At 45.0% G+C, this 19,646-nt stretch carries 19 protein-coding genes; 6 read left to right on the top strand and 13 right to left on the bottom strand.

What is annotated here, in order from left to right; genetic code table 11:
- Genes cas7b through cas6 form a run of 4 tightly spaced genes read right to left on the bottom strand, consistent with a single transcriptional unit; the run spans position 1 to position 3,637 of the window.
- The gene (cas7b, locus tag BUQ78_RS07770) at positions 1-909 is read right to left on the bottom strand and encodes a type I-B CRISPR-associated protein Cas7/Csh2 (RefSeq protein WP_014807424.1); all 909 of its coding nucleotides are present in this window, start codon (positions 907-909) and stop codon (positions 1-3) included.
- Positions 899-1,360: a TM1802 family CRISPR-associated protein gene (locus BUQ78_RS07765; protein WP_014807425.1), complete on the bottom strand. Its 462-nt coding sequence runs from the start codon at positions 1,358-1,360 to the stop codon at positions 899-901. Before BUQ78_RS07765 ends, cas7b begins: the two co-directional genes overlap by 11 nt.
- Before the next feature lie 8 nt (positions 1,361-1,368).
- The gene (locus BUQ78_RS07760; protein WP_074199819.1) at positions 1,369-2,859 is read right to left on the bottom strand and encodes a TM1802 family CRISPR-associated protein; all 1,491 of its coding nucleotides are present in this window, start codon (positions 2,857-2,859) and stop codon (positions 1,369-1,371) included.
- Between the two features lie 4 nt (positions 2,860-2,863).
- Positions 2,864-3,637 carry a CRISPR-associated endoribonuclease Cas6 gene (gene cas6 / locus BUQ78_RS07755; protein WP_074199818.1) on the bottom strand — a complete coding sequence of 258 codons (774 nt, stop codon included), beginning with the start codon at positions 3,635-3,637 and terminating at the stop codon, positions 2,864-2,866.
- A 535-nt stretch (positions 3,638-4,172) separates the two neighbouring features.
- Between cas6 and BUQ78_RS07750 the strand changes: the two genes are divergently transcribed.
- The 3 genes from BUQ78_RS07750 (at position 4,173) to BUQ78_RS10075 (ending at position 5,905) form a co-directional block, all read left to right on the top strand.
- Positions 4,173-5,336 (top strand): DUF3798 domain-containing protein, encoded by a 1,164-nt coding sequence (locus tag BUQ78_RS07750; protein WP_404792234.1) that lies wholly within the window; start codon positions 4,173-4,175, stop codon positions 5,334-5,336.
- Positions 5,337-5,426: 90 nt separating this feature from the next.
- Positions 5,427-5,618, top strand: a complete 192-nt coding sequence (locus tag BUQ78_RS07745) for a rhodanese-like domain-containing protein (protein ID WP_052312713.1) — start codon at positions 5,427-5,429, stop codon at positions 5,616-5,618.
- Positions 5,619-5,767: 149 nt separating this feature from the next.
- A complete protein-coding gene (locus tag BUQ78_RS10075) occupies positions 5,768-5,905 on the top strand; it encodes a hypothetical protein (RefSeq protein WP_200779701.1) in 138 nt (45 codons plus the stop codon).
- 83 nt (positions 5,906-5,988) lie between these two features.
- On the opposite strand, the gene guaA is transcribed toward BUQ78_RS10075, so the two are convergent.
- Positions 5,989-7,533, bottom strand: a complete 1,545-nt coding sequence (gene guaA / locus BUQ78_RS07740; protein WP_074199816.1) for a glutamine-hydrolyzing GMP synthase — start codon at positions 7,531-7,533, stop codon at positions 5,989-5,991.
- A 29-nt stretch (positions 7,534-7,562) separates the two neighbouring features.
- Positions 7,563-8,975 (bottom strand): DegQ family serine endoprotease, encoded by a 1,413-nt coding sequence (locus BUQ78_RS07735; protein WP_014807431.1) that lies wholly within the window; start codon positions 8,973-8,975, stop codon positions 7,563-7,565.
- 249 nt (positions 8,976-9,224) lie between these two features.
- Between BUQ78_RS07735 and BUQ78_RS07730 the strand changes: the two genes are divergently transcribed.
- On the top strand, positions 9,225-9,713 hold the full coding sequence (locus BUQ78_RS07730; RefSeq protein ID WP_074199815.1) for a chemotaxis protein CheX: 489 nt from the start codon (positions 9,225-9,227) through the stop codon (positions 9,711-9,713).
- 66 nt (positions 9,714-9,779) lie between these two features.
- Here the strand turns inward: BUQ78_RS07730 and gltS are convergent, their stop codons facing one another.
- Positions 9,780-11,018, bottom strand: coding sequence for a sodium/glutamate symporter (gene gltS / locus BUQ78_RS07725; RefSeq protein WP_074199814.1), 1,239 nt, complete (start codon positions 11,016-11,018; stop codon positions 9,780-9,782).
- 276 nt (positions 11,019-11,294) lie between these two features.
- On the opposite strand from gltS, the gene BUQ78_RS07720 reads away from it, so the two are divergent.
- Positions 11,295-12,161, top strand: a complete 867-nt coding sequence (locus BUQ78_RS07720) for a MurR/RpiR family transcriptional regulator (protein WP_014807445.1) — start codon at positions 11,295-11,297, stop codon at positions 12,159-12,161.
- A 288-nt stretch (positions 12,162-12,449) separates the two neighbouring features.
- Positions 12,450-13,778, top strand: coding sequence for a B12-binding domain-containing radical SAM protein (locus BUQ78_RS07715; RefSeq protein ID WP_074199813.1), 1,329 nt, complete (start codon positions 12,450-12,452; stop codon positions 13,776-13,778).
- Positions 13,779-13,894: 116 nt separating this feature from the next.
- On the opposite strand, the gene BUQ78_RS07710 is transcribed toward BUQ78_RS07715, so the two are convergent.
- The 6 genes from BUQ78_RS07710 to BUQ78_RS07685 form a co-directional block, all read right to left on the bottom strand.
- Positions 13,895-14,578, bottom strand: a complete 684-nt coding sequence (locus BUQ78_RS07710) for a metal-dependent hydrolase (RefSeq protein WP_074199812.1) — start codon at positions 14,576-14,578, stop codon at positions 13,895-13,897.
- Positions 14,579-14,682: 104 nt separating this feature from the next.
- Positions 14,683-15,579, bottom strand: a complete 897-nt coding sequence (locus BUQ78_RS07705) for a glycosyltransferase family 9 protein (RefSeq protein ID WP_074199811.1) — start codon at positions 15,577-15,579, stop codon at positions 14,683-14,685.
- A complete protein-coding gene (locus BUQ78_RS07700) occupies positions 15,567-15,854 on the bottom strand; it encodes a hypothetical protein (RefSeq protein ID WP_074199810.1) in 288 nt (95 codons plus the stop codon). The genes BUQ78_RS07705 and BUQ78_RS07700 overlap by 13 nt, the downstream gene beginning before the upstream one ends.
- Positions 15,832-17,649, bottom strand: coding sequence for an aspartate--tRNA ligase (gene aspS, locus BUQ78_RS07695; RefSeq protein ID WP_074199809.1), 1,818 nt, complete (start codon positions 17,647-17,649; stop codon positions 15,832-15,834). The genes BUQ78_RS07700 and aspS overlap by 23 nt, the downstream gene beginning before the upstream one ends.
- Before the next feature lie 17 nt (positions 17,650-17,666).
- Positions 17,667-18,935 (bottom strand): histidine--tRNA ligase, encoded by a 1,269-nt coding sequence (gene hisS, locus BUQ78_RS07690; RefSeq protein ID WP_143228361.1) that lies wholly within the window; start codon positions 18,933-18,935, stop codon positions 17,667-17,669.
- Positions 18,936-19,117: 182 nt separating this feature from the next.
- Positions 19,118-19,378 carry a stage V sporulation protein S gene (locus BUQ78_RS07685; RefSeq protein WP_009200339.1) on the bottom strand — a complete coding sequence of 87 codons (261 nt, stop codon included), beginning with the start codon at positions 19,376-19,378 and terminating at the stop codon, positions 19,118-19,120.
- Positions 19,379-19,646 lie beyond the last annotated feature (268 nt).

Raw genomic sequence — 19,646 nt, 5'->3', positions numbered from 1 at the left:
TCACCTGACCTCTATTTTCAGTTTGCCCCCAAAAATCTCCTCCAACTTATCTAGCGGTTCAACCTGAACAGCTGCATCCTTAACGATTCTTACTGATTCTATTTTGTCCTCTATAAGAGATGCCTTGTCTGCAACCTCGCTAATGTCCAACTTAACTTCATCAATGGACCTCAAGGCCAACTGTTCATCATCAGTTAAAGGATCTCCTTTTAATGATTTGAGCACAACTCTTTCATCTAAAGACCCTAAGGCTCCATCAAAACCTGCAACGTATTTAAATTCGATGAGAAGTCTAGGGGTATGCCCTATTTTGCTTCTTGTTATCAAATTGGCCGTACCTTTCCAAAGGGCCTCAAACAGGGCATCGAGATCGTCATCGGACGCGTTGGTCTGGCTAGAGGCATACTGATTGGCGATGCCGTAAACAGCTATCAATGCAAATGGTACAATGTATTCGTTGCGAAATGAGCGCTGCTCGCTGGCTTCCTTTGTAGCAAAGGCCGCTGTACCTTGGACAAATTTTGCCTCAGCCCTATGTAGCGATCGACCCCACTTGAATTGTACCGGGCCAGTCCATGAAAATGCCTCTTTACCAAGAGCATAGGTTGCTCCAAACAACCTGGTATCGATGCATTGCGAAAGTATCTCTCTTCCTGTATCGCGATTAAACCTTTCTTTTAACTCGCTTACACGATTTGCAAGTGTCTTAGCTTCTCCGTCAACAAAGATGTCCTTACCTTCCCTAAGCCATTGATCTCGAACAGTACGTTTAATCCTTACATCTGAAACCATTATTTGACCGGACTCTTCATCATATCTTGGATGATTGGCATCCAAAGGATCGCCGTTGGGATTGGCATCTTTGACCGAGTAAACAAACAAATACTCCCGCCTGTTTTCAAATGACATCTTGAGTTTCCTCCTCCATCGTAGGTTCTATCTCAGAAACATCTTTCTTACCAAAAATCGTCCAGAAGTACTTGCGAGCGTTCAAAAAGGCCACGGAGAACACGAAGTTGCCGTCCACGCCTAAGTCACGCCCTTTGTCATCTTTTTGCAAGATTAACTCTCCAGCCTTTGCACATAGGGATTCAATCATATCGGCATAATCGAGATGATAAGCCCTTACGAGCTCAGGGACCCTCGCAAGATGCTTAAACAGATCTCTTTTGTTCATACGTCCAAAATTAAGTTGTTTGAAAAGCGGAGATGTACTTATATCTTCAGGCGAGCCTTGAAAATCCCCCTTGACCTGAGATCTTGCTATAAAGCCCAACACAACCCCAGCTAAAAAAACACCCCTACCACTTTTAGTCTTAAGGTATGGATCCGTGAATTCATCGAAGAAATCCAGCTTCATAAATTAACTCACCTCCTACCGTTCACCTTACCTAAAAACTCCAATACCGCCATCATCTTTCTAAGCTCCCAGTGTCCATATCTGATCCATTGAGTATCTGCAAATAACCCGGCAAATCTAGAGACCATCAGCTGTTTAACGAATTCTACATCCACTGTTTTGCCGCCAAGTAATTTGCTAATGATGTTTATTATCCGCTTGCGCATGATGTTTTTGTCAGCTTCGTCTTTTCCAGATAGGGATATTAAGGTAGAATAAATAGTTCTAAATGCCTGATCAAGATCGACACCTATGTCTCCGGGTCGAAATTCAGTCTTTCCAGCATCCTTCCAAAGCAATACCTTATAAGTCTCCTGCCACAGCCTTTCCAGGCATTTTAACCTCGATGGAGGCACATCTTCCACCATTACGTGCAATCGCTCCTGGGCTTGGTTCTTTTCCCAAAAAATAAAATGGTAAACTAAAATTTCATCCTGCTTTGCAAGGTAGCTAAACAATCTCTCGGCTTTCTTGAGGCCACTTTTAATGAAGTTCTCCACGTTGACTGCAACGTCATCAAGGTCTGTATTCCCGAAGATCAGTTCAGGGACTACATATATGTTCATCTTTGGGATGGTTTGCCTGTCAAGAAAACGTCCATTCAAAACCTCCCTTCCCATGGACATGACCGATATGCAGTCATCGCATAGTGGAAACACTTTTTCGCGGACGCCACGGCCATCTTTAATCCCCGGAAGAAAGCTTTCCTTGTCGAACGTTGAAAATTTAAAGATTTTATCCAGGTTTGCTCCAGATTCAGCCTTTGCGTGACACAAACTGCAAGTCGCAGACATCTTCCCGCCAATGTTTTGCTCTAATCTTGACTTGAAATGATTACGAAAAATCTCTAGCTCACCTGGATACAAAAAATTGCCGTTATCGTTAATTCCAAAGACTAAAATGTATAATCTTTTTTTGTCCTTCCAAAGTTCGGCAATTCTGTCCGCTTTTTCTTCAAGCTCCGACATTATAAGGTCTGCGCTCCCACTTGAAAACACGCCAATGTCTTCAAGTGGTTTTAATACTGTCTTGTAAATCTTATAATACCTGGAGTCGTTATCGTCCCTCCATGTTCCGCTTTTCCCAAGCAAAGCACCATTAGGGTTTGTAGTTGCCTTTCCCAACTTATATACAGGAGAGTATCTCCACTGGGTACTGGAACCAGGTGGTTCCCTGTAAAGCATTTTTTGTTTTGTCTCATTAATTTTGTCCGAATCGTTACTGTTCAAATAGTCTTTTAGGTCTATCTTCGCTATGCCAGTAACTTCCAAACATTTAGCATTCCTATCCCTTACATTCAGCCATATCCTTATTTCTCTGCCTTGTCTTTGATCGTCTTCTATTATCGGCATGGGAAGTTGCAGGAAACTGTCGATATCAGAAAAATAAGATTCTGCATTCTTATTTTTCGACCCTAATTCGACTTTGCCAAGTTCATAAACGGCCTTTAAAAATCCCATATCTTCACCTCCTTCCTCTCTCATTTGATAGAAGCTCTATACATCCAAACCCAGCGCTGTTTTTCGCGCCAAGTCCAGCATCCAAGGCTACTTGAAGCAAAACTTTCGGGCCATAAAGCCTAAATTTGCCACTCCACCCCTTTATAGGGCGATTATCCTCGGGGCTAAAAAACTTAACTTCCTCCTTTGCTCTGCTGGTAAATTCAATTTTTATTGTACCGTCCGGAATATCTTCTTGGGGGGCTATTATCTGAAATTTCTTAATCAGATTGGCATAAATTTGCTCGCTAAACTCTCTTTCTTTAGGGGAATAATAGTAGGTGAAATTGCTTCTATCATATTTTTTTAGTGTAGAATAACACACTATCGGGGAAAGAGTATGACACTCAATCTCTTCGCTATCAACACAAGGAGATTCAATTTTTACTTCTTTGCATGTAAGTAAATTATTTCCCAGCTTTATCTCGCCTAGCGATAAAGCATTGGTGGCCAGTTGTTTTAGAATTGAGTTAACAGGAGATGTAATCACTAACCTTATTGGAGGTTGAAAAAATACCAAGTCATCTTTTAGTTTTATAGGGACACTACTATAAAGCTTAGAGAAACTAAACAATTTAAAGTGGCGCTTACCTTCGTAAACGAACCCTTCATTATGGAGAAAATCAGCATATTCCGGATCCAACAAATTGTAAACCATAGCTTGAAGTAAATATTGATTTTTCCTCCCCAAAACCAAGCTATCACTTGAAGTTACATTAAATAAAAGTGTTAATTTCATATAATAAACCTCATTTTAAATATTTTTAATAATTGTTATATAGCGCATATGTTTTTTATTAAACAAATAACTTATAAAATAATATCTAAGACAAGTTAACACGACATATTTGCGTGGCAATGACTAAGATAAATTAACTTTATTTATATAGAACGCAATAACTGGGCATACTATACTAAATTGCTATCACAATGTCAAGCTCTATCCACGGTTACAAAATAATCCTGTATGATACCTGAAACTATATATGTGAACATATTTCTTAGCCACTCTGGCCGCTCTGCTTGGATGCTATCCAATCAAGATTACAATAAAGCGACTTTAGCCTCCACCTGGAGGCTGCACCAATCGCCATTTTTACTATTTTTATACTATTATGTTGACTTTAACAATGTTTATATTTGATATAGGTATCTCTGAACATGATGTTCATTGACAAAGCAAACTCAAAAAAGTAACATGTTCCATATACCAAATACCGTATGGTCATATGGAGGTAATAATGATGAGAAGAGCTGTATACGTCGTAATTGCAATGCTTTTTATGTTTCTTCTAACAACATGTGATATTGTTTATGCTGCAGCACCATATCATATCGGAATTGTTACGGGAACTGTGTCACAGGGTGAAGACGAACTTCGCGGCGCAGAGAGAGTCATACAAGAGTATGGAGATGCAGCATCCGGAGGCATGATAGTGCATGTGACCTACCCGGATAATTTTATGCAAGAAATGGAAACGGTAATAAGCCAGATCGTTGGCTTAGCCGACGATCCCCTTATGAAAGCAATTGTAGTAAACCAATCTATACCTGGAACGACAGAGGCCTTTAGGCGTGTGAAGGAAAGAAGACCAGACATTTTATGCTTTGCCGCCGAAGCTCAAGAGGATCCTGGCGTCATTAGCTCCGTGGCGGATCTGGTCACGAGCGTTAACGACATCTATAGAGGGTATCTCATTCCAGTAGCGGCAAAGATGATGGGAGCAACCGATTTTGTTCATATATCCTTTCCACGCCACATGAGCTATGAGCTGCTCTCCAGAAGGCGTAACATCATGGAAGCCACATGTAAAGATATTGGTTTGAAATTTCACTTCGAAACGGCGCCGGACCCGGTGAGCGATGTTGGGGTGGCAGGAGCCCAGCAGTTCATTCTGGAGAAAGTGCCCGCTTGGCTTAAGAAATACGGTCCTAATACAGCTTTCTTTAATACCAACGTCGCTCACGTTGAACCGCTTATCAGACAAATTGTTACTTACGGAGGATATTACGTGGAGTCATCCGTACCATCACCACTAAGAGGTTATCCCGGAGCATTGGGGTTGGATCTGACGGCTGAAAAGGGCAACTTCCCCGCGATCATGAAAAAAATTGAAAATGTGATTATACAAAAGGGAGCCAGTGGAAGGCTTGGCACTTGGGCTTATTCCTGCGGATATGCAGAATCTGCAGGTTTAGTCGAATTAGCCAAAAGGGTTATTGATGGTAAAGCAAAAGCATCTATTGGAGACCTTATTAAGGCATACGAAAAATACACGCCAGGATCGCAATGGAACGGTAGCTATTACGTCGATCTAAACACCGGCATCGAAAAGACAAATTACATACTCGTCTATCAGGATACCTATGTCTTCGGGAAGGGATATCTTGGTTTGACGAAGCTTCAGGTACCTCAAAAGTACCTTAAAATTAAATAAATCATTTTCAACGTTTGTGTAGCTAAAACAATTTGAATTTGATATAATTTAGGCGTGGCTAATATATAGGTTTTAAAGGAGGGGATAGCTATGGCGAAAAAAGTCAGCCCGCAAGAGGCAAGACAAGCGGTGCAGTCCGGCAAGGCCTTGTTAGTCTGCGCCTATGAGGATGACGAGCGTTTTAATAAGGTGCACCTCGAAGGCGCCATATCTTTCGGTGAATTTCGCAGCAAAGAAAAGGACATAAGCAAGGATCAGGAGATCATATTCTACTGCGCCTGACATGACGACGCTACGTCTGCCCGTGTGGCAGCGTCATACGAAAATAAGGGCTTCTCTAATGTTAAGGTCTTGGCCGGAGGTGTAAATGCCTGGAAACAGGCAGGGTACCCGCTCCTTTAAACCGTATCAAACAAAAAGGAGGCATAATAATGCCGGAAGAAAAGAAAGTCGTCAATCCAATCGATAAAAAGAAAGAGCTCACCGATGAGGAAAAGGAAAAGCTCATGATGGATGCTTTTGAGCAGCTGGATGGATGCGAAGGCCGTCCAGGCTGTTGCCATGAATAAACATTAAGGTACAAAAAAGAGGAGGAACTTTCCTCCTCTTTTTTGTTTTAAGTAAAGCTTCGCCCGTTACTAAGCTCCTACAGCTATTCCCATTCTATTGTTGCAGGTGGCTTGCTGGTCACATCTAAGACTACCCTATTGATGCCGTGAACCTCATTGCATATGCGTCGAGCGACCTTGTCGAGTAACTCGCGATTAAGATAGGTCCAATCTGCCGTCATGCCGTCCAAGGACTCAACCGCTCGCAGCGCAATGGTATAACCGTATGTGCGCTCGTCTCCCATAACGCCAACGCTTCTTACTGGGAGAAGAACGCAAAACGCCTGCCACACCTTTTCGTAAAACCCTGCCAAGTCCAGCTCTTCAATGAATATGGCATCCGCCCGCCTTAAGAGGTCCAGCTTTTCTCGCGTTACCTCTCCTAGACACCGTACGGACAAGCCAGGGCCGGGAAAGGGATGACGCCGTAATATGCTTCGAGGAACTCCCAAAATTGCCCCAATGGCTCGCACTTCATCCTTAAAGAGGTCCTTCAGCGGCTCCAAGAGTTTAAACTTCATCTTTTCCGGCAATCCGCCCACGTTGTGATGCGTCTTAATCACGGATGCGCCTTTGCCCTTATGGCCGCTTTCTATAACGTCGGGGTAAAGGGTACCTTGCAGCAGCCACTGAGCATCGCCAAACTTTTCGGCCTCCTCCTCGAAGACCTCTATGAAGGTCCTGCCCACAGCTTTGCGTTTTTCTTCGGGATCCGTTATGCCCTTTAATGCTGCCAAAAACTTGTCCGAGGCATCTACATAATGCACGTTAAGGTCTAATTTATCGCGGTAAACGGAAAGCACGCTTTCTGGCTCGTTGAGTCGCAAAAGGCCGTTATTTACAAAGACACAATGAAGGTTATCTCCTATTGCCCTTTTGGTGAGCACGGCAGCCACAGTAGAATCTACGCCGCCTGATACGGCTGAGATCACCTTGCCGTCGCCAACCGTTCTGGCAATTTCCTTGATTTGCTCGTCGACCCAATCGCCCAAGTTCCATGAAGGCTCGCATTGGCATATATCGAACACAAAGTTCTTTAATATTTCGACCCCATGCTCCGTATGGACAACCTCGGGGTGAAACTGCAGGCCAAATATTTGTTTACCCTCGACAGCCATGGCGGCTATAAGCCCACCTTCGCTTTTCGCCAAGACGCGCGCCTTTGGCGGAAGCTTTACGACCGTATCGCCATGGCTCATCCATACGTTAAATTGCTTTGGAAGGCCTTTAAAGAGGCCCTCTCCTTCCCCTTGAATCTCAATGCAAGCACGTCCGTATTCGGCCAGCCCAACCCTTCCCACTTGACCTCCTAAAATATGCGACAGTAACTGCATGCCATAGCAAATGCCCAATACAGGTATGCCTAACTCCAAAAGCTCCTTCGATATCATAGGAGACCCAGGCAACAATATGCTTTTAGGACTACCTGATATTATTATCCCCTTGGGATTTTTTGACCGTATTTCCTCCAACGAAGCATCCCAGGGAAGGATCTCGCTGTAAACCTTTAGTTCCCTGATCCTTCTTGCAATGAGCTGCGTATACTGAGAACCACAATCCAAAACCACTACGACGTCTTTTGCCCTCAAAGGATACACCTCCAGCTGCCTTTTACAGTCTATAGACGCAGAGAAACGAAGAATGTCCGTCCGTCACGCCAAATTAGAAGTACGATGGTATCAGAGCCTTTCTTCAGAGCCTTTTTCAGATCATCGACAGTGTTAACCGACAATCCATTGGCTTCTAAGATGACATCGCCTTCTTGAATGCCTATGGTATCGCTAACGGAACCAGGCTTGACTCCGGTTACCACCAAACCGTCACCTTGCGGTAGGCTATACTTCTCCCTCAAGGCAGGGGTAATGGAGGCAACCTTTAGGCCCAAATTTTCCAAATCGGTTCCCTCGGCGCGAGGAGCCTCAACCTGTCCCGGCAGGTCTCCAAGAGTAACTGTTATGGTCTTGCTACCACTTTGAGTTACCACTTCCAGTTTTACCTTTTCTCCTGCATTGCGCTTTCGGATCTGAAATACCAAATCTTGCGGATCTTCGATATCTACGCCTTCAACTTTCGTTATGACGTTTCCCCTCTTTATGCCTGCTTTATCGGCTGGAGAGTTGGGAACGACATCAGCTACGACGGCTCCCTTATTCACCTTTAGCCCATATGCCTGTATGAAGTCCGGCGTGAGAGGCTGAGTGTAAACCCCGAGCCAACCCCTTCGCACCTTACCATAGTTTACTAGGTCATCTATGACCCCTTTGGCCATATTGACCGGTATGGCAAAGCCTATGCCCTGAGCGTAAGGTATGATGGCAGTGTTTATGCCCACGACTTTACCGTTGAGATCCAAGAGCGGTCCGCCGCTGTTTCCCGGGTTTATTGCGGCGTCAGTCTGCAGAAAACCGTCAAAGCTGAGGTTGCCGGCACGAACAGAGCGATTTTTCGCCGAGATTACGCCTACCGTGACCGTGTGTTCCAAGCCGAAGGGGTTTCCTATGGCCACAACCCACTCTCCGACTTGGACCGCATCGGAATCGCCCAACGCAAGGACCGGCAAATTACTCGCTTTGACCTTGATCACTGCTAGGTCAAAGGTTGGATCTTTTCCGACAACTTTGGCATCGAACTGCCTGCCGTCGGCAAGGGTAACGGTTATCTTGTCTGCGCCCTCTATGACGTGGTTATTGGTCAATATATAGCCATCCTTTGAAACGATAAACCCTGAGCCCTTGCCTTTCATTGGGATAACCTGCGTAAACTGCTGCAAATCTTCCCCGAAAAATTGCTTAAAGAACGGATCATCAGCAAAAGGAAAAAGCGGCTGCTTTACTAAAGCCTCAGTATCGATATTTACTACGGCAGGAGAGGCAACTTGTGCAATCTTAACAATCGGGTTTCCGGTAAAAGGATCGCCCTTGTCGGAACTACCAGCATTGCTTGATTTTGCAACCCTCGTTTCCAGGGGAAGAACTATTAAAAGCAATCCCAGCAAAACTAATACGAAAACGTTAGAAAATTTTTTTAGCAATTTCACCACCTCCGAAGATCTTCATACATCAAATCTTTACGCACCAACGATGTTGTATATATACTTGCAATGGGTCGAATGCATCGTAAATTATACCTAAGGTAACCCTTCCGTTCCTAACGCTATGCCCAAATTGTATCACAGTAAGTGGAACGGTATTTACACACTTTAAAATTCATATTTGGCATGTTATACTGATAGCAGTTTCGCTTATCGTAATTATACAAATAAAATGAAGGGGGTCATAAAATGACGGATACTGCTGTAGTCGCAAAAATTGTGAACAGCTTTGGTAAAGCACTTATAGATGTATGCAAAAGCATGGGGATCGAGGTGTCCTTGGACAAAAGCAACATTTCATCCGATTCTCGTTTTCCAAATAATCGTGCCGCGGCACTGATAGGCTTCGTGACCCCTACCATAAAGGGAACGATAGGGTTGCTTGTAGAGGAACCATCTTTTAACGAAATAGTTACTGTCATGTCCGGCGGTAGTATTGTGCCAAGCCTTAGCGACTCTCTAGCTCTGAGCGTAATAGGCGAACTCGCAAATATGACCAGTGGCCGTGCTTTTATACAATCCAATACAAGCGAAATATCCATTACCCCTCCACAGCTATTAACTGGCGAGCTAATAATGGCCGTACCGTCAGCAGAGGACACAGTGCGAAGCTTTACCCTTCCCTTTACAATGCGCAGCGGAAATAAAATTTATTTGGTATTGACCATAAATGCGTAAATGAATTATGTCCCCGAAGCTGCCGCTCCAGGGACACAATTCATTTACTATCAAAATAATATTTGGCTATTTAGCAAAATAGTTAATGAACCATACAATGCTTGGAATGCCCACTAGGTCAATTAACACCGCACCGCATAAGGGAACGATAAGAAAGGCCTTATAGGACATCACCTTATAGTGCTCGCAAACGGCACCCATATTGGCAACGGCATTGGGAGTTGCTCCAAGACCATGTCCCATCAAACCTGCACACATGACTGCTGCATCATAGTCCCTGCCCAATAAGCGGAAGAGCAAGAAAACTGTCCCCAATAGTAAAGCTATTGTTTGCAGCACAAGAATCACAACAAGAGGTACTGCAAGATCGTAAAGCTCCCATATGCGCAAGCTCATCATAGCCATGGTTAAAAATATCCCTAAAGACACATCTGCTATGAGGTCTATGGCCTTCCCTCGAAGTTTTATAATTGAGATGTGGTCGTTTATATTGCGGAACACAACGGCAACGAACATCGCTGCCACGTAACCGGGAAGGCTGAAATTGTACAATTCTTTAATTTTAGTTGTTATCAAACTACCTAAAGCCATTATGACGAGCACAAGCGCAAGCATCTTCATAAAATCAAAGTTGGAAAACGTTTCTTCTTTTTCGTCCTTGCCTTCCGTAAGATGCTTGGTATATAAATCGTCCTCGCTTGCTTTAATCGTAACCTTGTAATGCTCAATGAGCCAGCGTGCGACAGGACCTCCAAGAAGGCCTCCGGCAATTAGGCCATATGTTGCTGAGGCAATAGCAACTACCTGTGCGCCAACAACACCAAGCTCCTCCGCGACTGGACCGAAAGCCGCAGCAGCACCGTGACCCCCCTCTAAGGAAACTGCCCCCGCCATTACGCCTAAAACTGGATGTATGCCAAGTAATCTTGCCAACGTAGTACCAAAGGCATTCTGGAATATTGCCACTCCCCAACAAAAAACAAGATAAACTATAAGCGCCCTTCCGCCCCGTTTCAACAGCCCGAAACTACCGCCTATTCCCACGGTAGTAAAAAAGGCTATCATCAAAGGAGATTGAAGAACCGTATTGAACTTAAGTGCACTCCCTCCTTGATGATGTAGGGCTAAAGCCAAAAGAGACATTAAAACTCCACCAATGACAGGTGCTGGTATACAAAAAGTTTCCAAGAAATTGACCCTCTTGCGCAATCCATATCCCAACAATAGCAAGAGCGCTGCTAATGCTGTAGTCCATATGCCATCAAGACTGATAGTAAAAATACCGTTAGCAGTTTCCCAGGACATTTTTGTAGCCTCCCTTATTCTCTTTCCTCTGGACAGCTTCATGAAAGCATCGAACTAATATGTAATATTCTTTCTGTAGCACCCCCTAAAGGTTCTTTATTGTTTGCGAAAGCCAAAATACCGCTAGCCCAACTATATTACAGGAAGGAAACCCTGAGGCGCAATGATCAACATAACGCGATCGCATCATTGACAATCGTACAGTTAACCTATAAACTCACTTTGTTAATTTTGAACAAAAATATCTTATTTGTCAGTTTGAAGGTGGTGCGCAAAATGACTCGAGAAGAGCTTGAATCCCTTTTGCGGGATAAGATACCAACTTTGCCAAAAAAGGCCAGAAGGGTGGCGGAATATTTACTGTCGAACATGCGAGAAGTGGCATTCAACTCGATCGGACAGGTAGCCCAAGAGCTTCAGGTATCAAAGGCTCAATTGGTACGAGTGGCCAGGATCCTTGGTTTTCAAGGGTATGCAGAGCTGAAATCGGCCTTCCAAAAGGCCATACTGGAGCAGATCAACCCTGTCACGATGCTGGTCAAAGCAAAAGAAAGCGGCGAAGGACTGGCTCCAAATATATTTGACACGGAACATGCAAACTTGGATAACACCTGGAGAATGATCAGCAAAGAAAAGATTAACGCCTTCATCGACCTGGTCAAAAAGGCAAATAACATTTATTGCATGGGGTGGGGCATATCTTCTCTCGTTGCGGAGACCTTTTACATGCGTTTAAGGGTCATGGGCCTACCCGGACACCTGATCAAAAGGGGATCCCTTGCGATTGTTGAACAGGTTCGTTGCATCAAAGAAGGAGACGTAGTAATCGTATGTGAACTTCCAAGTTACGTGGTGGAGGTAACGGAGGCAATCGCAAAGTGCGCAGCACAAAAGGCCAGCATAGTTACCATAACCGATACTGCTGCCGCTCCGGTTTGCCCCATGGCGACGCTTCAGTTTTACGTCAGTGCTCTAAGCCCTACATTCGGTAGCAGCATCATAGGGCCGTTGTTTTTGGCGCACATCTTAACCTCCATACTCTCTGTAGAGCTCGGGGAGGCTGCTCAACATGCCCTCGAGGACCAGGTGCAGTTTTTACACGATGAAAGGATATTTCACCCTGTCTTTGGTTTAAGATATTGAAATACTCACCAGCAGTTATAAATTTGAGGGCAATCAAAAGCACAAAATTACAGCATATATGAAATATTAAGAGTTATAATAAGAGTTGTAATAGGAAACACATAATAACAACACTTCAAAGGACTGAAACCTTTGGTAGTTTTACCGGGAAGGCAAATACATACGGTTGTTTCGGTTAGCCAAACAGCAGCTAGATTTCTACGCTAAATTGCAAACATTCTTAGAGGACTCGGTTAATACGCCTTCAGGTTTTATATGAATTTTTTGATGCAAAGGTGGTATTCTAATATGAAAGTAGCTTTGATATCTCCAGGCAAGGACGATTACTACGCCAAGCGGTTAAAAAGCGCGTTGAAACTCCCTCCCTTAACCTTAAGCACCATAGCCGCTTTAATTAAACCAGGCATAGAGGTCGCATTAGTCGATGAACATGTCGAACCCATAAACTATGATGACCCCTACGATCTGGTCGGCATAACAGTTATGACCTCCGTGGCCCCAAGGGCATACAAAATCGCCGACGAATTCAGAGCCCGAGGAGCCAAAGTCATATTGGGAGGCCCGCATCCTTCCGCGCTTCCTCAGGAAGCGATAAAACACTGCGATGCGGTAGTCATTGGAGAGGCCGAGGGTGCCTGGCAGAGGCTCATCGATGATTTTGAAAAGGGTGACCTAAAGCAATTTTATTCTAACGAACATCTTCCAAGCCTGGAAAATTTACCTGAACCACGAAGGGATCTGTACAAAAAAGGAGCCTACTACCTCGAAAACACAATCCAGATCAGCAGAGGTTGTCCCTTTGGATGCTCCTTTTGTTCTGTTTCGAACTTCTTTGGCAATACCTACCGCCACAGACCCGTAGGAGATGTTGTTCGGGAGATAAGCCACATGAAGGGAAAATTGATCGCATTCATGGACGACAACATCATCGGTGATCCCAAGCATAGCAAGGAGCTGTTCAAGGCCCTCATCCCCTACGGCAAAAAGTGGGTTGGGCAAAGTTCCTTTAACATCGTCGAGGATAAAGAATTGCTGGGGCTCGCACAAAAAAGCGGTTGCGTGGGGCTTTTCATCGGCCTTGAGAGCATTTCGGAAGCAAGCATGAAGGAGATAGGCAAACCTCAGAACAAAATTAAAAAATTTAAGGAAGGGTTAAAGATATTACATGATCACGGAATAATGGTCATGGGAGCCTTTATCTTTGGCTTCGACAGCGACGACAGGGACGTCTTTAAAAGGACACTGGATTTCGCACTTGATTCCAAGCTGGACTTAGCTCAATTCAGCGTCCTGACGCCCTTGCCCGGAACCAAACTATACGAGAAGCTGTCCCTCGAAAACCGCATCATCGACAAGGACTGGTCCAAATATGACTTTGGAAATGCTGTTTTCAGGCCCGCCCAGATGACGGCAGAGGAGCTTGAGAAGGGCAATGGATGGGCATGGAGACAATTTTATTCTCACGGCTCGATCTTAAAGAGAGTTTTTGGAATGAAGTATGAACTTCATAGATATTTACTCTATTTTGTACCGATTTTAACGCTCAACCTTAGCTTTAGAAAGGCCCTTAATTTTGAAGCAAAAATGTCCAAACTATCGCTTGGATCATTGAATTGATCATATGTTGCTAAGCCAACCAAGGTAAACCCCTCCCGATTGTCGTAAAACCATCGAGAGGGGTTTACCTCAAAAGAATAAACGGATAAGCTTACGTATTTTGCGTTTACGAATGGCTAAATTTCGTAGCTTTGGCCCGGCTCTAAGATTATAACCTCGGCCAAAGATCCAACTTTCGCCTTAAACTCCTGCGGATCTGCCTTTATCACCGGAAAAGTCCCGTAGTGCATCGGGATTACCTTTCTAGGTTTAATGAACTCGACGGCTCTGACGGCATCGTCTATGTCCATCACGTAGTTTCCGCCTATGGGCAACATGGCAAGGTCTACTTTTTCATGCTCAAGAAGCTTCATCTCCATGGTAAGACCTGTATCGCCCGCATGGTACAACTTTTTCCCCTCCACCTCTATCAGAAATCCGCAGGGAGTCCCCCCGTAAAGCATCTTATCGCCTTCGGCTATTCCGGAGCCATGCCATGCCGGAGTAAGCTTGACACGTCCAAATGGAAAGGCAAACCTGCCTCCTATGTGCATGCTGTGACACTTCAGTCCCTTCGAGGCTAAATAGGTCGATATTTCGGCGTTTGCTATAACGGTTGCACCGGTATTTTTCGCAATTTGAACGGTATCGCCTATATGATCATCATGACCATGGGTTACGAATATGTAATTTAAATCCGTGATGCTTGCCGGCTTCCACGCACTGGATGGATTACCGGACAGAAAAGGATCAATTAAAGCCTTAATGCCCTCTCCTTCTATATAAAAAGCAGCATGTCCTAAATATGTCACTCTGGCCACTTTAAACACCTCCTCTTCGATAAAGAAATTTCCTACCTACTATTATACTAAAATATATAAAATGACCATGCATCAAGTTGATCTATTCACGCTAAATGGGCATATTACTTGTTTGATAGTGATATATCATATTGCCCCTTTATATAACCGCCCCTGATAGCCCCCAGGTAGTTTCTCGCGACATTAAACACCCTATCTACGGAGTGAGCCATTTTACCGGAACGTTCCCACAGCCAAAGGCCCACTCCCCACCTAGGTATTTCCGTAGGGTATGTCGGACCAAAGAGCCCGATTACCGGGACTCTCCCCCCCAGTGCTATATGAAGGCCTAGAGTATCCACGCTTATCAGTAAATCCAAATCGTAAATCCAATCGACATAACTTTGCATGGTGCCACCCGGTTGCCACGTTACTTCATAACCTTGATTTTGAAGTTTTTTGGCTAAGCTCCACCATCGTTCCATAGGCCATGCCTTTTGGGACCACTTGAGCCCCACCCTTGGATTTAACCCTATAAGCGGAACCTTGCGCCTCTCGCCCACACCTATGCGCAGGTAAGACCAGTAAGGTTCCCCACTCCACGTCATGCCGCAAAGCTTGTAAAGCCAATGAGCATGGGAAAGGCGGACTTTTCTCCCCGTGGAGTAAATGATATCTTCCAGTTCTGGTACCCGTGGATTGGTGCGCCAATGGTCTCCATCCAAATAAAAGCCCCGCACTTTTGATTTCCACTTATCTGGAAGGGGTATATCTGTCCTTTCCAGATAAAATACAACATCTGGCTCCCCGATGTCTTCGAAGGAATCTACGAAGTGCAAGTTGTGTTGTGGAGGAAAGAGGGCTTGAAGTTTCTTGGGAGCCCCATACCAATATACATCATGTCGCTGCAGTAGGCGCGAAAGCAGCACCCCGCTCCTAAATACCTCCCCATCGGAGATGCCCTCGATCTTTGAATCCCGCAATAACTCCGTTTCCCCCGTCTTTACGATTAAACAACGCATTCCGCTATCACCTTTACCCGCGATGAGCTGTAATGTCCCGACTCATCGTATTCTATTCCAACAAGGCGTATCTTTAGATTGCAATTAAGAACCCTTACAAATACTGGATTACCCCGATTTCTTTCATACCATGCCCTCATAAATTTGGCCTCCTCCCATCCATCGACGAACAAATACCCGTTCATGACGGCGTCTCCCTCTAGATCGTAAAGCCAGCTTTCATATGTACCATCAATAGTAAGGCCACGACCTTTAAGATGTTTGAAGGCCATCATCCTCATCCTCTTCTTCCGTTGCCGTAACCTTGATGTGCAGCTCATCCAGCTGCTTTTCATCGACATAAGAAGGAGCGCCCGAAAGAAGGCATTGGGCCTTTTGTGTCTTAGGAAAAGCAATTACATCGCGAATGGACTTCGCCCCGGCTAGTAACATCACAAGCCTATCGAACCCAAGAGCTATTCCTCCATGAGGAGGTGTTCCATAAGAAAGGGCAGTTAACAAGAACCCAAAGCGATTCAAAGCTTCCTCTTCGTTTAAACCCAGGACCTTAAACACGCTTTCCTGAACCCTGGGATCGTGGATCCTTATCGAACCTCCCCCAACTTCATTTCCATTTAATACTATATCATAAGCGCGCGATCTGGCCTTCCACGGCTCGCTTTCAAGAAGATGGAGATCTTCGTTTTTAGGAGCGGTAAAGGGATGATGGACAGAAACGTAACGGTTCTCCGTATCGCTCCATTCGAACAAAGGAAAATCTACAACCCATAGGAAAGCCCACTTATCTCTTTCGATCAGGTCATATTTTTTTGCAAGCTCCAGGCGAAGTTGACCCATGACCTCACATACCTTGCGCTTATCTGTATCCGCCATGACGAAAAGAGCTTCGCCCTGCGATAGCTTTGAGCGCTCTATCAAAAGCTCCTTACCCGCTTCGTCCAAAAATTTGACTAAAGGACCCTTTAGATCTTCTCCCCTTTGGAAACAAGCCAACCCCTTAGCTCCAAGCTCTTTTGCCTTCGCCTCGATGTTGCCGACCTCTTGTCGCGACAGGTTAGCCCCGCCAGGTAGGACAAATCCCTTAATTGCTCCGCTATCTCCTACTTCGAAGGCTTTGATGCCCTTGCCAGAAAAGACCTCTTTTAAATCCATAAGCTCAAAGGGTATTCTCAAATCCGGCTTATCGGAACCGAATCGTTCCATGGCTTCCGCATAACTGAGCCTGGGAAAGGGTGTTTGAATATCCAGCCCAATCGTCTCCTTGAACAACCCTTTCATATAATCCTCGACCAACTCAAAAATATCTTCCTCCGTTAAAAAGCTCATCTCCACATCGATCTGGGTAAACTCAGGTTGCCTGTCAGCCCTTAAATCCTCATCGCGAAAACATCTGGCTATCTGAAAGTACCTATCCACTCCGGAGATCATGAGGATCTGTTTAAAGATCTGTGGCGACTGAGGAAGGGCATAAAATTTGCCGGGGTTTACCCTGCTTGGAACCAAGTAGTCCCTCGCACCCTCAGGCGTCGATTTTGTCAGCATTGGCGTTTCTACTTCAATGAAGCCCTCGCCGGTAAAAAACGATCTGGTGTACTGTGCAGCCTTGCTTCTAAGGCGCAAATTCCTTTGCATGGCCTCTCGCCTTAAGTCCAAATATCTGTATTTAAGCCTTATATTCTCATCGATCATGCCAGCATCGTTGGGATCGAAGGGAGGCAAAACAGCCGGTGAAAGCACTAAGAGGTCTTCGGCAATTAATTCAAAATTTCCCGTCGCAAGCGAGGGATTTTCTGTCCCAACAGGTCTTCTTTTGATCGTGCCCTTTATTGATACCACGTATTCGCTCCTAAGTTGCTTTGCCCTCTCATGTACGGAAGCGTTATTCTCCGGATTGATCACGACCTGAACCATGCCGGTGTGATCCCAAATTTCGAGGAATATTATCCCGCCTAAGTCCCTTCGCTTTCGTACCCATCCGTTAATCGTGACGGGTTTATCCGCATAGCTTTGATTTATATTGCCACAATAAACCGTCCTCTTCCAATTTTTGTCAAATACTGCGTCAAACAATTCCTTCGCCTCCAAATCTAATGTGCAATACTATGTCTAATGTAATCTACCAAAGAATCTCGGGAAACCTCCTCTTGCGAACCACTGGCTAAATCCTTCACGGTCACTACGCCCTTTTGCAATTCGGTGCCCCCCAAGATGCAGGCCAGCCTCGCTTCCTTATTTGATGCCATCTTAAGCTGGGATCCTAACGACTTGCCGGAATAATCCATATCAACGCTGATACGGTTTTGCCGTATTTCGTAAAGCAACTTCAATGCTGCCCGCTTGGCAGAATCATCTGCAGTTACCACAAACACGTCGATGGCGGGCTTGGGGCCAAAATCGCATCCCTGCCCCTCCATCGTCAAAACGATACGCTCGATACCGGCAGCAAAGCCGACGCCGGGGACGTGAGGACCTCCGATTGCTTCGGCCAGATTATCGTACCTTCCGCCTCCACAAACGGCATTCTGTGCCCCCAATTCACCGGAAAGGACCTCGAATGCGGTCTTTGTATAGTAATCTAATCCACGAACGAGGTTTTTGTCCTCTTTATAGTGGATGCCTAGCAGCGACATGCCCTCCTTGACCCTATGAAAGTGCTCTTTACACTCGTCACAAAGATAATCCGTCATGCCTGGAGCTTCCTTCATGATTTCCCTGCATCCCTCATTCTTGCAATCCAATATTCTCAGCGGGTTTCTATCGAACCTATTTTGACAGGTCGGACAAAGCAGCTCGAACTTTGATCCAACATAGTCCTTGAGAGCCTGTCTGTAAGTGGGCCTGCATTCCGGACAACCTACCGAGTTAACTACGACCTCTAAATTCGAAAGACCGAGCATGTCAAAAAGGTAGATGGCAAAGGAGATGATCTCCAGATCGACTTCCGGAGCATCGGAACCCAACGCTTCGACGTCTAGCTGCCAAAATTGGCGATACCTTCCCTTTTGCGGACGTTCATAGCGAAACATGGGGCCTGCGCTCCACATCTTAACTGGCTGCACCTTTTGCGACATACCGTGCTCCAAGTAGCATCTGACCATGGAGGCCGTGAGTTCAGGTCGCAAGGTTAAGCTTCTGCCGGATCGATCCTCAAAGGTATACATCTCTTTTTCAACTACGTCCGTAGAATCGCCTATCCCCCTGGCAAAAAGCTCCGTATGCTCAAAAATAGGCAGATGCACTTCGCTATATCCAAAAACGTTCGATACTTTCCTTGCCGCATCCATGACATAAGCCCATTTCCACGATTCATCGGGAAGAACATCCCTCACTCCTCTGGGTGCCTTGATGATATCCATGATGTATCGTTGCCTCCTGTTTTTACGATCTTATTATTTATTAATGATAGTTCACAAATAACGACAGCAAAAAATATGATATCAAAAGATCTGTATAGTAAAAAGCGCGGCCTTCCAAATGCCGCGCTTTCTGTTCTTGCCTGTCGGGGATTTGCCTATGAACGTCTACGAAAGATTATCCCTTATCTTGACTCTAGTTGAAACTTAATTGCCGTCCTTTCTTCACCGTCAATGCTGATCTTAGCGAAAGCAGGGATGCAGATCAAATCAATACCATTGGGTGCCACATAGCCCCGTGCAATCGCTATCGCCTTTACAGCTTGGTTAACCGCCCCTGCACCTACCGCTTGCACCTCCACTGCACCCTTCTCTCGCATGACTGCAGCTATAGCTCCTGCAACAGATTTTGGCTGAGAGTTTGCGGAGACCTTGAGAACTTCCATTCCATTCGACCTCCCTGTAAATTAGGCTCTACATTTTAATATATAATCCCCCGACCTTTAACTTACAACGCCAATCATAGTATAGCGACATATCCCAAGAATTTGCAAGCTCGAATTATCCCAAAAACCAATAATTAGTGTAGTTCGCTAATTCTTCTTCACGTCTTTGCTTGCTTCTTAAACCTTCTCCTATAGCCATTCTACGGAAATATGTGTTTTTCATTTCAATAGTGCAGGTTACCTTTATTTATTTTGCTTTAAATGATAG

Source organism: Acetomicrobium flavidum (assembly GCF_900129645.1).
Classification (GTDB): Bacteria; Synergistota; Synergistia; order Synergistales; family Acetomicrobiaceae; genus Acetomicrobium; species Acetomicrobium flavidum.
Note: the sequence above shows the minus strand (reverse complement) of the source record. Positions and strands in the feature narration are given on the sequence as shown.